Below are 12,894 nucleotides of genomic sequence, written 5' to 3' on the forward strand. Positions count from 1 at the left end.
AGGGTGCTCACAAACGTCTTCTCCTGTCACTCAGGCATCTGCGATCGCCCCTGGCTCTCAGCGCTAGGGTGCTCTCGTTCAGCAAAAGGGCGATCGCCGGTGCCCTTGCCGTGAATCCAGAGGCAGAACCATGACCCTTAGCGAAACCGATCGCCAAAACATCCGACTCATCGTAGAGCAGCAGCTAGAAGCCTTTCAGCGCGATGATGCAGCCGGAGCCTTTGCCCTCGCGAGCCCCGGTATTCAGGCCCAGTTCAGCACGCCCGAAAAGTTTGTCGCGATGGTGAAATCTTCCTACAGCGCCGTCTACCGTCCCCGGGCCGTGATCTTTGAGCAAGTGGCTATCATCGACGGCACCCCCTCCCAAAAGCTCTTTTTGCTGAGCCCCAACGGCCATCTCGTCAGCGCCCACTACCCCATGGAAAAGCAGCCCAGTGGCACGTGGCGCATTCAGGGCTGCTTCCTCAATCCCATCGAAGGAAAAACCGTCTAAATGCCGTGACTTTTGCCGATCACCCAGTGACGGCGAAAAAAGCGAGCGAGGGAGGATTCTTCGAGGGACAGATAGATGGGGCGTCCGTGGGGACAGGTGCGGGGATTTTGGGTATGCTGCCAGCGATCGAGCAGGGTCTGCATTTCCGGCAGGCTTAGGGGCGTCCCGTTGCGAATCGCTGTGCGGCAGGCCACCGCCACCAGCGCCGTCTCCAGATCCCCGCCCAGGCTCAGCTCGATCAAGGCATCGGCGCAGTCTGGCCGCGCCGCCAAAGGCTCGGGGGCTGAGCGCACCGCCCAGAGGTCTTCCCCAAACAGATCAACGTCTAGGCCGAGCCGCTGGAGCTGCTCGCGCTGGGCCGGGCTGAGGTGGCTCAGCACAACGGGCGTCGGCAAAGGCACCGTCTGCCAGCGATCGCGCAGTTCCTCATAGAGCACCCGCTCGTGGGCGATGTGCTGCTCCACCAGCCACACCCCGCTGGGGTGCTCCGCCAAAATATACATATTGTGGACCTGGGCGATCGCCCGCAGGCCCCGGAGACTGGGCGGAGTGTCGGCGGGCTGGACCGTGCGACTGGCGTGATAAGCCCCGCCCGCCTCGGCGGCCTTGAGGACGCTGCCCACCCGGTCGGCGTAGTGGCCCGCCGGAAGCTGGGCCGCGCTGAGGTGCAGGGCTTGGGCGATCGCCTCTCGGGCGCAGTCTTGCCAGCGCTCCGCCTGGTGGAGGTAAATCTCGGCCTTGGCGGGGTGGCGGTTCCAGTCGATCGCCTCCGGCGGCACCTGGAGGTGCAAAAAGCACACCGGATGGCGATCGCGCGGGAGGGTGCGCCGAAACGCCCCCAGAGCCGCCTGTTCCAGCTCGGGCGATCGCACCATGCGGCCATTCATCGCCACGCACACCCAGTCCGGGCGGCGACGATGGCAGCGATCGGGCAGCCCCACCACCGCCTCGATCTGGCCTGCGGGCAGGTCATCCTCGAGCAAGACCGGCAGCGTCACCGTCTGGAGATCGCCGGGGCGCACCTCTCGCAGCATCTGCGGAATCAGGGCCTGAGCCGTTTCTCCCGGCCACAGACTAAACCAGGGGCGATCGCGCTGCTCCACCTGCCACGTCACCGTCGGATGACACAGCGCCATTTGCTGAATCACTCGCTGGATCGCCCGCAGCTGCTGGGCCAGCGGCGGCAGCCCTTCCCGACGGGCTGGCCAGATTTCAAACAGTCGGGCGATCGTCACGATCGTCCCCGGCGCCATGGCCACCGCCTCCGGGGTCTGGGCCGTCCCGTCCCCGTCATAGGCCACGCGCCACCCCGCCCCGTCGCTGGCTTGGCGACTGCAAATTTCCAAAGACGCCAGCTGAGCCAAGCTGTGGAGGGCTTCCCCACGAAAGCCAAGACTTTTGATTTTCCATAGATCGTCGCGATCGCGGATTTTGCTGGTGCTGTGGGGCGTCGCCGCCCGGCGCAAATCCGCCAGCCCCATCCCGGCCCCGTTATCCGCCACCCGCACGCGCCACTGGTCCGGCCACACCGAGACGGCCACCCGCGTCGCCCCCGCGTCCAGGCTATTTTCGGCCAGCTCCCGCACCACCGCCGCCAGGGAATCAATCACTTCCCCCGCCGCGATCAGGTGCACCACCTCCGCCGGTAATGTTTGAATCAAAGACTCCATATTTTCCAGTTTAGGGGGCCGTTTAGAGGGCAGTTGGGTGAGAACTCCGCAATTTCCGAGGGCCGACGACAGACCCCTAACTTTGTTACGATTCGTATGAATTCTGCCCGCCCTTTTGCCGACCCTCGTCTGGAGACTTCCCAATGCTGCGACTCGAACACATCAGCAAGATCTATCCCACTGGGGAAGTCCTCAAAGACGTGAGCTGGGAGGTCAAGCCGGGCGATCGCATTGGTCTGGTGGGCGTCAACGGCGCTGGCAAATCCACCCAGCTCAAGATCATCGCTGGCGAAATGGAGCCGACCAGCGGCGAAATCATTCGGCCCAACAGCCTTCACATCGCTTACCTGACGCAGGAATTCGAAGTGGATCCCACCCGGACCGTGCGGGAAGAGTTTTGGACCGTCTTCACGGAGGCCAACGAAGCCCAGCGGCAAATCCATCTGGTGTCCCGGCAAATGGAAGACGCCGATCCTGACACCCTCGATCAGCTGATCCGCAAACTCGATCGCGCCCAGCGCCAGTTTGAGGCCCTCGATGGCTACGGCCTCGAAGCCCGCATCGAGAAAATCTTGCCAGAAATGGGCTTTGAGGCCGAAGACGGCGATCGCCTAGTGAGCGCCTTTAGCGGCGGCTGGCAGATGCGCATGAGCTTGGGCAAAATCCTGCTGCAAGCCCCCGATCTTCTGCTTCTGGACGAGCCGACCAACCACCTGGACCTCGAGACCATCGAGTGGCTCGAAAACTATCTGCGCAACCTCACCACTCCCATGGTGATCGTCTCCCATGACCGGGAATTTCTCGATCGCCTCTGCACCCAGATCGTCGAGACCGAGCGCGGCGTCTCCACGACTTATTTGGGCAACTACTCCGCCTATCTCCAGCAAAAAGCCGAGCTGCGCGACGCCCAGATGAGTGCCTTCGAGCGCCAGCAAAAGGAACTCGAAAAGCAGCAAGCCTTTGTCGATCGCTTCCGGGCCAGCGCCACCCGCAGCACCCAGGCCAAGAGCCGCGAGAAGCAGCTCGACAAAATCGATCGCATCGACGCTCCCGTTGCCGACGTGCGCAGTCTGCACTTCCGATTTCCTCCGGCCCCGCGCAGCGGCCGGGAAGTCGTGATCATTCGGGAGCTGACCCACACCTACGGCGACAAGATCCTGTTCCTCGGCGCTGACCTGCTGATCGAGCGGGGCGATCGCGTGGCCTTCCTCGGCCCCAACGGCGCTGGCAAGTCCACGCTGCTGCACCTGATGACGGGCATGGAGCAGCCCACCGACGGCGTCGTCAAGTTAGGGGATCATAACGTCATCCCCGGCTACTTCGAGCAAAATCAGGCCGAGGCGCTAGACTTGAGCAAAACTGTCATGGACACGATTCATGACGAGGTGCCAGACTGGAAAAACGAGGAAGTCCGGACCTTGCTGGGCCGTTTCCTCTTCAGCGGCGAGACTGTTTTCAAACAGGTCGAAGCCCTGAGCGGGGGCGAGAAAGCCCGCCTTGCTCTGGCCAAGATGTTGCTACAGCCGGCCAACTTGCTAATTTTGGATGAGCCGACCAACCACCTCGACATCCCAGCCAAAGAGATGCTGGAGGGTGCGCTGCGAGAGTACGACGGCACGGTGATTTTGGTCTCCCACGACCGGTACTTTATCTCTCAGGTTGCTAACAAGATTGTTGAGATCCGCGATGGCGAATTCCGCGTGTATCTCGGGGATTATCACTACTACCAAGCGAAGCTGGTGGAAGAGCGGGAGCGGGCGCATCTAGAAGCTGTCGAAGCTGCCAAGGCCGCTAAAGCCGCCGCCAAGCGCGACAAGCAAAAGGCCAAGGAACGGGAGCGCAAGACGCGCAGCGCCAACTAGCGCGATCGCCCACAGGCCAGATCTAGGGCTCAGGTGCCCCCCAGAGCCAAAACGCAGCGCGATCGCCCCCTTCGCAAACTACCAGCCGCCATTTTGAGATTTTTGAGCGTTCCCGATCGGGATCGAGCATCAGCGTGAAATTTGCCGGACTCAGAATCCGTTTCCATGCAGGTTCTGTCATAGCTGGAATCATTACCACTTCGCTTTGTGAGCGTCTTTTGGCATGGATTGTCAAGCTCAAGAATCGCTGAAAGTCCCGTATTGTCGCATTTTTAAGGATGTAAACGCGAATGGTATCATTGCTGAGGAATTCAAGAACGGAAGGGCGACTGAATATGGCTGAAGCACCTGTTTCACCGGTGGTGCTCGTCATCCTAGATGGTTGGGGTCATCGAGAAGATGCCAGAGCTAATGCCATTGCTGCTGCCAAGACGCCGGTGATGGATAGCCTCTGGGAGGTATACCCTCACACCTTGATCCGTACCTCCGGCAAAGACGTGGGCCTGCCGGAGGGACAAATGGGCAACTCCGAGGTCGGACACCTCAACATTGGGGCAGGTCGCATCGTCCCCCAAGAATTGGTGCGCATTTCGGACGCTGTGGAAGACGGCACGCTGCTGCAAAACCCAGCGCTGCTGAAGGTGTGTCACGACGTGCGCGATCGCAACTCCAAGCTGCACCTGGTGGGGCTGTGCTCCGAGGGCGGCGTCCACTCCCACCTCAATCATTTGATGGGCCTGCTGGATCTGGCCAAAGCCCAGGGCATTACGCAGGTCTGCATCCACGCCATTACCGACGGCCGCGACACCAATCCCACCGAGGGAGTGGAGGCGATCGCCAAGCTAGAGAGCTACATCGCCCAGGCTGGCGTCGGCCAGATTGTTACCCTCTCAGGCCGCTACTACAGCATGGACCGCGACCATCGCTGGGACCGGACCGAGCGCGCCTATCGCGTCATGACCGAGGACGGTCCGGGCACGGGACTCTCGGCCCTCGAAGCCCTCAAGGCTTCCTACGAGGCTGGCAAAACCGACGAGTTTGTTGATCCCACGCGCTTGGCGCCGGGAGCGGTGGAGCCCGAAGACGGCCTGATTTTCTTCAATTTCCGACCCGATCGCGCCCGCCAGCTGACCCACGCCCTGGCGAGCGAGGGGTTTGCGGGCTTCGAGCGCAAGTTCGTTACGCCCCTAACCCTGGTGACCTTCACCCAGTACGATCCGGAGCTACAGGTCACGGTCGCCTTTGAGCCCCAGAACCTGAGCAATATCTTGGGTGAGGTGGTCGCTCGCCACGGCCTCAAGCAGTTTCGCACCGCCGAGACCGAGAAATACGCCCACGTCACGTACTTTTTTAATGGCGGGATCGAGGAGCCCTTTGAGGGCGAAGACCGGGCGCTCGTGTCGAGCCCGATGGTGGCGACCTACGATCGCGCGCCAGCGATGTCAGCCCAAGAGGTGACGCGAGGGGCGATCGCCGCCGTTGAGCAACGCATTTACTCGCTGATCGTCATCAACTACGCCAACCCCGACATGGTGGGCCACACTGGCAACATGGAGGCCACCGTCGAAGCCATTCAAACGGTTGACCAGTGCCTGGGCGAGCTGATCAGCAGCGTCAACCGCGCCGGAGGCACCGTGCTGATCACAGCGGACCACGGCAACGCTGAAACCATGGAGGACGAGCAGGGGAATCCCTGGACGGCCCACACCACCAATCTGGTGCCGTTTATCCTCGTAGAAGGCGAAAAAATCAAGATCCCGGGCCACGGCGCTGAGGTCCAGCTGCGATCCGATGGCTGCCTTGCCGACATTGCCCCCACGATTTTGGAGATCCTTCAGCTGCCGCAGCCCGCTGAGATGACCGGACGATCGATGCTGAAGCCGGTCCAAGTTGAATTTCGCGCGAGCCGGACCCCTGTGCAGATCTCTGGCTAGAGCGTAGTGGCTCCCTTGTTAAACCGTTTTGGAATGAATGGACGACGATGATTAGCAACATTGTGGAAGCGATTTGGGCCTTTTCGGCGCTGGGTTTGACGGTGCTGGTTTTGCTCCATAGCCCCAAGGGCGACGGCCTGGGCGGCCTGGGCGGTCAGGCGCAGCTGTTTACCAGCACCAAGAGCGCTGAAACCACGCTCAACCGTTTGACCTGGGCGCTGACGGTGATTTTTCTTGGCCTGACCGTGGTCCTCGGCGCTGGCTGGATTCCTGGCTAGGGGATCTGGGATCGCTGTGGCAGCGTTTGTCTGGCCCAAAATTGCGCGAGCCCGGCAGTGGCGGCCCCGAGGGGCGGCCCTGCTGGGCTTTGTGGTTTTGGTGCTCAGCTTGGTGGGGGGCGGAGGCGATCGCGCCTGGTCCCAGAGCCCCGCTGCGCTCCATCCGCTGCCGCCGGGGCTGGTGCAGTGGCAGCCCACGCCAGCGGGGGACTACTTCGAGGCGATCGAGCCGACGGACGCTGGCTATTTGCAGTGGTCGCAGTTTCCGATCTGGGTGTACGTCGAGCCGCCGCCCGCTGAGGGCAATGCGTTTGCGCTCCAGAAGGCCCGCCAGTGGGAGACAGCAGTCCTAGCCGCGATCGCAGAGTGGCAGCCCTTTTTGCCGATGGAGCGCGTCGACGATCGCGCGATCGCCGATATCGAAATCTTGCGATCGCCCCCGCCCCTGCGGCGACGCCCCGACGGCACCCTCGACCGGATTCGCTCCGCCGAAACCCGCTACGAACTGGTCAAAAAGCGCGATCGCCAGGGGGTTTTGGCGCTGCTACCTCGCTGCACCCTCCGATTCAATCCCCACCAAACGCCGGCCTATCTCCAGGCCGCCGCCCGCCACGAGCTGGGCCACGCCCTCGGGATCTGGGGTCACAGCCCCGTCGCCACCGATGCCCTGTATTTTGCTCAGGTCCGCGAACCCGCCGCCATCTCCGAGCGAGACCTCAATACGCTGCGCCGCGTCTACGAGCAGCCCACTCGTCTGGGCTGGCCCCTAGGGCAATAGGGGTGACGGCGTTCCCGTCGGCAGCACTCCCCGGTGGCGCGGCTCCCGCAGCGTCTGGTCATAGAGCGCTTCGAGCTGCGTGATGTTGCTGTCGAGGGTGTAGCGATCGAGCACACGCTGGCGCGCATTATCGGCCAGCATCTTGCGCCAGTGGGGGTGATTTTGCAGCTGAGGCAGCAGGGTCTTCAGCTCCGACGCCACTCGCTGCGTGCTGATCACCACCCCCGCCTCTTGCTCCAGGACCTCGCCGTCGGCCCCCGCGTCAGTCGCCAGGCAAGTCACGCCGCAGGCCATTGCCTCCAGGAGCGACAGCGACAGGCCCTCGACTAGCGACGGCAGCACAAACACATCGGACCCCCGCAAAATATCAATGCGCTCGTCCTCGCTGGCCACAAATCCTTTCCAAATAATCCCCAGCTCTTCCCCATAGAACGCCTCTAGGGAAGACTTCAGCGGACCATTGCCCACAATCACCAGGCGACTGTTTTTGCCCATGCCCGCCTGACGCCAGGCCCGTAGCAGCGACTCGACATTTTTCTCTGGGGCGATGCGTCCCTGATAGACGAAGACGCAGTCCACGTTGAGGCTGTCGCGCAGCTTTGAGGGGCCGGGAGCATACTTCTGGGAGTCCACGCCGTTGGGAATCACCACCACCCGCGACAGGGGCACGCCCAGCCGTACCAGCAAATCTTGCTGAATCCGCGAAAAGACAATCACGCGGTCATAGTTGGCCAAGAAGGGCGCGTAGAGCCGGTAGGTCAGGTGTTGGGTGCCGGAGGTGATGTTGTGGAGTTTGCGGTTAAAGGCTGGGTGAAAAGTCGCCACCAGGGGCAAGTCCAGCTCTTCGCAGATCTCCGGCAGCAAAAAGTCCAGGGGCGACAGGGTCAAGGAGGCGTGGACGATGTCTGGCCGCAGCGCTTCGAGGGCCTGGGAGAGCACTTCTTTGGAGCGGGGTGCTGGAATGGTATAGATTTGCGATTTGAACAGGAAGGGCAGGGAAACTTCCTGGAAGTCGGGGGAGTTGGGAACGAACTTTTCGTCTTGGGTGAAGTGCAAAAAGCTAACCTGGTGTCCCCGGTCTAGAAGAGCGTTGGTAACTTCGCGACCATAGGTGACGTTGCCACAAAAAGGCGATTTTTTTCCCAGCCAGGCGATATGCATTAAAGAGGTAATTTGAAAGGAAGAGAGAAAGAGGGGATTTTCAAAACGGCGGTTGGTCGAGAGGCGTGAGTTCTGCGTCGGAGGCCGTTGATCCTGTACCGGAAATATACCAGGTCAACAGACCAGCGGCGAGGGTAATGGCAGCCAGAATCAAGAAAACGGTCTTGAGGCCCAGCCACGATTCTGCCACGCCAGCGAGAGCCAGAGGCAAGCTCAGGGCGATGTTGATGGCGTTGTTCTGGAGGCCAAAAACTTTACCCCGCATCTCTTCGGGGGTCTCTTCCTGGATGGTGGTCTGCATGGGGATGGCAACGACGGCGGCAAAGGTGCCAAGACCGGCGATCGCCCCCAAGGTTGGCCACAGCTGATGGGTAAACAGGGACAGGGCCGTCAGGGACAGGGTCATGCCCACCGAGCCGAACAGGTTTAGCTGCGATCGCGAAAAGCGCTGGCCAAACTGCCCAATTAGCCCTGCACCCACGGCCATTCCCAGGCCGCCAGCCGCTAGCAGCACCCCAAACTGGGGCGCCTTTAGATCAGGAATAATCTCGGCTAGGCGCACCGCTAGCACCGCTAGGGCCGCAAAAATCGAGAACAAAATCACCAGCTGTAACAAAGCGCTGCGCACCTGATGCTGTTTGCCCAAGTAGCGCAATCCATCTTGAATATCGGCCCAGACGTGGGGCGGCTCTTGGGCTGAGGCGGGACGCTGCTCGCGGCTCTGGAGCAGCAGCAAGAGGCCCCCGGCGATCGCATAGCTGCCCCCGACGAGTAGCTCTTTGCCCAGGTCGGCGCTACCCAAGCTCGCCAGCAGAGAATCGGCGATCGCCAGCACCGGCTCTCCCACCGCAAAGCCAATAATCATCGCCACCATCATCGTGGTGGTGTAGAGCGAGTTGGCCGACAGCAGGTGCCGCCGCTCCACAATCAGCGGAATCGCCGACTGCTCCGCGGGCGCGAAAAACTGCGTCAGCGTCGAGACCAAAAAGGTCACGCCCAGCAAGAAGCAAAAGCCCAAGGGCATCCCGGCCAGTCCCGTGTGGCCCTGGGACAGCCACAGCAAGATCGGCAAAATCAGCACCAGCCCCGCCCGCAGCAGGTTAGTAGCCGCCAGCACCGTTTTTTTGGACCAGCGATCGACATAGACCCCGGCCACCGAGCCGAAAAGCACCGCTGGCACCGTAAAGGCAATCATGATCGAGGAGACCCAGCCGCTGATCGGCTGCCCCTCCACCTGAAATCGGCTGGCGATCAGGGCGATCATCAGCACGAGATACACCTTGTCCGCGAGCTGAGAAAAAACTTGACCGCTCCAGAGCACCAGGAACTGACGGTTTTTGAGCACCGCCAGGATGCCGCTCTCTGGCTCGGGGTCATCGGCGATCGCCTCGGGCGGGTCTCCATCCGCCGGTCCCTCACCCGATTCCTGAGTCGGTGATGGCCCTACAGGCTCCGCAGGCTCCTCTGCGGGCGGTGCCCAGCTGGGCCAGGCAGGCTCTGCCTCCGCAGGCGCCGCCTTGATTTCCGTAGTCTCTTGCTCCGCCTGACACTCTTTCTGAAACGGGTCCGCCGCCATGGTTTCCATCACCCGACCAGTCGTTTGAGGCCTTTCATAGTTTCCTTCGTCACGCAAGTGATGCCATCGGTGGGACTGGGAAAGGCTGAGAACGTCCGGGTCGGGGTTAGGCAAGTGCTTCATGATCTTGGCTAGGGACAACTATCAAAGACAGGCATCAATCAGGCTGGCAGAACGAATGGTGCGATCGAAATGGTACTGAGCATACTGGCGCAGCAGCTGCTCTAGGGTGCGCCACGTCTCTGGAGCGAGAAACGTCACCCCCTCTGGCAATTCTTCCATCCTCTGGGCCGCTGGAGCATCCGTCGGGAACAAATAGGGCTGGGGCAGCTGCTGCAGCAGCGACAGCTCAGCGGCGCTGAGGGTAGACACTGCGGCGATCGCCCGGGGGGCTAGCTTGGGGCGGGGCTTGGCTGGGGCTGACTGGGGAGCAGCAGCGCGAGAAATCGCGGGCGATCGCCGCACCACCCCGCCTTCTTGGAGAAGCTGGTCGAGGGCCTCGGGGTGCACCACTCCCCCCGCCTGAATACTAAAACCCGCCTGCCAATCGGCACCGCTGAGATCCGGCAGCACCGGCTGCTGGGACAGGCAGCACACCTGAACATTGGGAGCCACCCCCGCCAAGGCCATGAGGTGATACAGGCCATGGGTGAGCCGGGGCAGCACCTCTGTTGCAGGCGATCGCTCCAGACGTCCCAAATGCTCGGTTAACAGGCTAAACAGCTCCGGCTGCGGATGATCGTCAAGGGCCTGACACAGCGCCAGCTCTGCCAAATACTGGCTGGCCGTCAGCTTGCCCAGATCCAGACTCAGCCCAGGATAAGAAGCGAGTGTTTCAGCCTGGGTAATCCGATCGAGCGATCGCCCCTTAGAAATCAGCAGCTCATTGACTACAAACAGGCCGCTGCGGCCTCCCAGCCGCGACTGATGTTTGCGCGCTCCCGGCGCCGCCACCCGGATCAGTCCTTGCTCCTGCGTCAAAATCGTCAACAGCCGATCCGATTCCCCCAGCGGCATTCCCTTGAGATTGATCCCAGTGACTTTATAGGTCCGACTCATAGAGGGAATTGCGTCTCATCTGCACAACAATCTAGAGACATGGGCCGCTTGAGGAGCGCTCCACAAAGATTAACCTGAAGTGGACGATTTTCTTAAGTTACGTTGCGGTCTCTTCTCCTAGCCTATCGCGCTGGCGCAGGATTTCGACGCCCCGCGAAGTCCCGATGCGAGTGGCTCCAGCCAACACTAATTCTAGAACTTGTTCGAAGGTCCTGATTCCCCCAGAAGCCTTAATCCCCACCCGATCTTTCGTAATATTTCTTAAGAATTTTACGTCTTCCACCGTCGCGCCGCCCTGCCAGCCCGTACTCGTTTTCAGAAACGCCACCCCCGCATCCATGCACACCTCGGCAGCCAGGCGCTTTTCGTCGGGGGTCAGCAGCGCCATCTCCAAAATGGCCTTGACCGGCCGACCCGTTGCGTCACAGATCTGGGCAATGTCGTGGTGCAGCGCATCCGTCTGGCCACTCTTGAGAAATCCCAAATTGATCACCACATCCAGCTCTGTCGCGCCGTACTCCGCCGCCTCTTGGGCTTCGTAGAGCTTGACGGCGCTGGTGGTCGCCCCCATCGGAAACCCAATCACAGCGCAGATCTGCGTCGACTTGCCGTGGAGAAGATCCACCGCTTGCTTGACGTGGACCGGCGCCAGGCACACCGACGCAAACTTGAACTGCTGGGCAATGTCGCAGGCCTGCTGAATATCGCGGGGCGTGGCCGCTGGATGCAGGACCGCATGGTCGATTAGCGGCGCTAGGTCGATGTCTTGATGGTCTGAAACGAGGCTCATGGGTACCAACCGATTCCTAGGGTGTGGGGTGCGCTGCGGGGACGGCGGCCCACCGCTCTCGGCACAACGCGAGTTTCCCGATGCAAAAGCAGCCGCCTCGATCATTTTGCCATTCCTGCTGGCTAACCTCACCCCTACAGTCCTATGGCACGCGCAGACCTAGCGGCCCCTGCCCAGAAGCGCCGGCCAGGGTTTCAGTTGGTGGGGCTGGCCGGAAAAGGAGCGTCCTGGCCGCCCAGAGCCTTCACGATGCTGCGGGTGTTAGAGACGATCATCTTCAGGTAAGAGTCGCCTGGGGTCCCTGGCGCTCCGACGGAGTCGGAGTAGAGAGGCGGATCAGCGAGCTGGACCTTGGCTTCTTCGGCGACGGTGGTGATGAGCTGGGGATTGATGGTGGTTTCGGCAAAAATCGCGGGTACGCCGGTTTGCTGAATGGCCTGGACGAGGCGCTGTACGGTCTGGGCGCTGGGCTGCTCCTCGGTGCTGATGCCGATCAGGGTGCCAGCGATGGTCAGGCCGTAGGCGTTGGCGTAGTACTGGAAGGCGTCGTGGGTGGTGATGAGCTGGCGATTTTGGGGCGGGATGGTGGCGATGCGATCGCCCACCCAAGCGTCGAGCTGGCGCAGCTCCTGAATCAGGCGATCGGCGTTTTGGCGAAAGCGATCGCCGTCCTCGGGCGAGATCTCGATCAGGGCGTCGCGGATCGCCTCGGTCATGGCGATCGCATTGCTGACATCGCCCCAAACGTGGGGGTCGGGGACTTTCTGGCCTTCTTTTTCGAGGTCCAGGGGGGTGACCACTTCACCGACGGCCAGCTGGCGGGCCTGGGTACCGGACGCTTTCATGAGCTTGATCAGGCCAGGCTCTAGGTTGTAGCCGTTGTAGAGGATGAGATCAGCTTGTTCGAGGGCGCGGCTGTCCTGGGGGACGGGCTCGTAGACGTGGGGATCGGCTCCGGGCCGCAGGAGGCTGGTGAGCTGGATGTCGTCGCCGCCGACTTCGGCGGTCAGACTGGCAATGATCGTGCTGGTGGCTACCACATTGGGCTCGGCAGGGGCGGGGTCACTCCCCTGGGGCGTGGCGCAGCCAGTCAGGCAGAGGCCCAGCACCCAGGGCCACACCTTGGCCCACCGCTGGCCGCTAGAGAAGGTTGATTGCAGGGTTGATGGCATGGGCAGGGCTCCCAATTTCTCAAGTTGACTTGTTTTTGGCGTGTTTTTGGTCGCGATATTGCGCGCCTGTGAGTCGGGACTGCGATCGCCGCTTCACATTTGTTTTCATAATTCTTTCACT

Annotated in this window: 11 protein-coding genes; 5 read left to right on the plus strand and 6 right to left on the minus strand. The window is 61.6% G+C overall.

Annotated features, from left to right (window positions below; genetic code table 11):
* The first annotated feature begins 130 nt into the window (after positions 1–130).
* Entirely contained in the window at positions 131–493 is a 363-nt protein-coding gene (locus GEI7407_RS02930) for a DUF4864 domain-containing protein (RefSeq protein ID WP_015170634.1), read from the plus strand.
* Here GEI7407_RS02930 and mutL read toward each other — a convergent pair.
* Positions 490–2,163, minus strand: a complete 1,674-nt coding sequence (gene mutL / locus GEI7407_RS02935; protein ID WP_015170635.1) for a DNA mismatch repair endonuclease MutL — start codon at positions 2,161–2,163, stop codon at positions 490–492. The genes GEI7407_RS02930 and mutL overlap by 4 nt on opposite strands.
* Before the next feature lie 143 nt (positions 2,164–2,306).
* On the opposite strand from mutL, the gene GEI7407_RS02940 reads away from it, so the two are divergent.
* From GEI7407_RS02940 to GEI7407_RS02955, 4 genes are all read left to right on the plus strand, one after another.
* Positions 2,307–4,025: an ABC-F family ATP-binding cassette domain-containing protein gene (locus GEI7407_RS02940; protein ID WP_015170636.1), complete on the plus strand. Its 1,719-nt coding sequence runs from the start codon at positions 2,307–2,309 to the stop codon at positions 4,023–4,025.
* A gap of 335 nt (positions 4,026–4,360) precedes the next feature.
* Positions 4,361–5,959, plus strand: coding sequence for a 2,3-bisphosphoglycerate-independent phosphoglycerate mutase (gene gpmI, locus GEI7407_RS02945; RefSeq protein ID WP_015170637.1), 1,599 nt, complete (start codon positions 4,361–4,363; stop codon positions 5,957–5,959).
* Positions 5,960–6,006: 47 nt separating this feature from the next.
* Complete coding sequence (secG, locus tag GEI7407_RS02950) at positions 6,007–6,237, plus strand: preprotein translocase subunit SecG (RefSeq protein WP_015170638.1); 231 nt, start codon at positions 6,007–6,009, stop codon at positions 6,235–6,237.
* Between the two features lie 16 nt (positions 6,238–6,253).
* On the plus strand, positions 6,254–7,015 hold the full coding sequence (locus GEI7407_RS02955) for a peptidase (RefSeq protein WP_015170639.1): 762 nt from the start codon (positions 6,254–6,256) through the stop codon (positions 7,013–7,015).
* Here the strand turns inward: GEI7407_RS02955 and GEI7407_RS02960 are convergent.
* The 5 genes from GEI7407_RS02960 to GEI7407_RS02980 form a co-directional block, all read right to left on the minus strand.
* Complete coding sequence (locus tag GEI7407_RS02960; RefSeq protein WP_015170640.1) at positions 7,004–8,176, minus strand: glycosyltransferase family 4 protein; 1,173 nt, start codon at positions 8,174–8,176, stop codon at positions 7,004–7,006. The genes GEI7407_RS02955 and GEI7407_RS02960 overlap by 12 nt on opposite strands.
* Before the next feature lie 40 nt (positions 8,177–8,216).
* Positions 8,217–9,875 carry an MFS transporter gene (locus tag GEI7407_RS02965; protein WP_015170641.1) on the minus strand — a complete coding sequence of 553 codons (1,659 nt, stop codon included), beginning with the start codon at positions 9,873–9,875 and terminating at the stop codon, positions 8,217–8,219.
* A 21-nt stretch (positions 9,876–9,896) separates the two neighbouring features.
* Positions 9,897–10,811, minus strand: a complete 915-nt coding sequence (gene recO, locus GEI7407_RS02970; RefSeq protein WP_015170642.1) for a DNA repair protein RecO — start codon at positions 10,809–10,811, stop codon at positions 9,897–9,899.
* A 97-nt stretch (positions 10,812–10,908) separates the two neighbouring features.
* The gene (gene deoC / locus GEI7407_RS02975) at positions 10,909–11,601 is read right to left on the minus strand and encodes a deoxyribose-phosphate aldolase (RefSeq protein ID WP_015170643.1); all 693 of its coding nucleotides are present in this window, start codon (positions 11,599–11,601) and stop codon (positions 10,909–10,911) included.
* 194 nt (positions 11,602–11,795) lie between these two features.
* Entirely contained in the window at positions 11,796–12,773 is a 978-nt protein-coding gene (locus GEI7407_RS02980) for a metal ABC transporter substrate-binding protein (RefSeq protein WP_015170644.1), read from the minus strand.
* Positions 12,774–12,894: the final 121 nt, after the last annotated feature.

Origin of the sequence: Geitlerinema sp. PCC 7407, assembly GCF_000317045.1 — a bacterium.
In the GTDB taxonomy this organism is placed as follows: Bacteria; Cyanobacteriota; Cyanobacteriia; order PCC-7407; family PCC-7407; genus PCC-7407.

What these genes read in the sequence shown, in the direction of transcription:
- GEI7407_RS02930 (WP_015170634.1), top strand. Translation starts at nt 131, where the DNA reads ATGACCCTTAGCGAAACCGATCGCCAAAACATCCGACTCATCGTAGAG.
- mutL (WP_015170635.1), bottom strand. Translation starts at nt 2,163, where the DNA reads ATGGAGTCTTTGATTCAAACATTACCGGCGGAGGTGGTGCACCTGATC.
- GEI7407_RS02940 (WP_015170636.1), top strand. Translation starts at nt 2,307, where the DNA reads ATGCTGCGACTCGAACACATCAGCAAGATCTATCCCACTGGGGAAGTC.
- gpmI (WP_015170637.1), top strand. Translation starts at nt 4,361, where the DNA reads ATGGCTGAAGCACCTGTTTCACCGGTGGTGCTCGTCATCCTAGATGGT.
- secG (WP_015170638.1), top strand. Translation starts at nt 6,007, where the DNA reads ATGATTAGCAACATTGTGGAAGCGATTTGGGCCTTTTCGGCGCTGGGT.
- GEI7407_RS02960 (WP_015170640.1), bottom strand. Translation starts at nt 8,176, where the DNA reads ATGCATATCGCCTGGCTGGGAAAAAAATCGCCTTTTTGTGGCAACGTC.
- GEI7407_RS02965 (WP_015170641.1), bottom strand. Translation starts at nt 9,875, where the DNA reads ATGAAGCACTTGCCTAACCCCGACCCGGACGTTCTCAGCCTTTCCCAG.
- recO (WP_015170642.1), bottom strand. Translation starts at nt 10,811, where the DNA reads ATGAGTCGGACCTATAAAGTCACTGGGATCAATCTCAAGGGAATGCCG.
- deoC (WP_015170643.1), bottom strand. Translation starts at nt 11,601, where the DNA reads ATGAGCCTCGTTTCAGACCATCAAGACATCGACCTAGCGCCGCTAATC.
- GEI7407_RS02980 (WP_015170644.1), bottom strand. Translation starts at nt 12,773, where the DNA reads ATGCCATCAACCCTGCAATCAACCTTCTCTAGCGGCCAGCGGTGGGCC.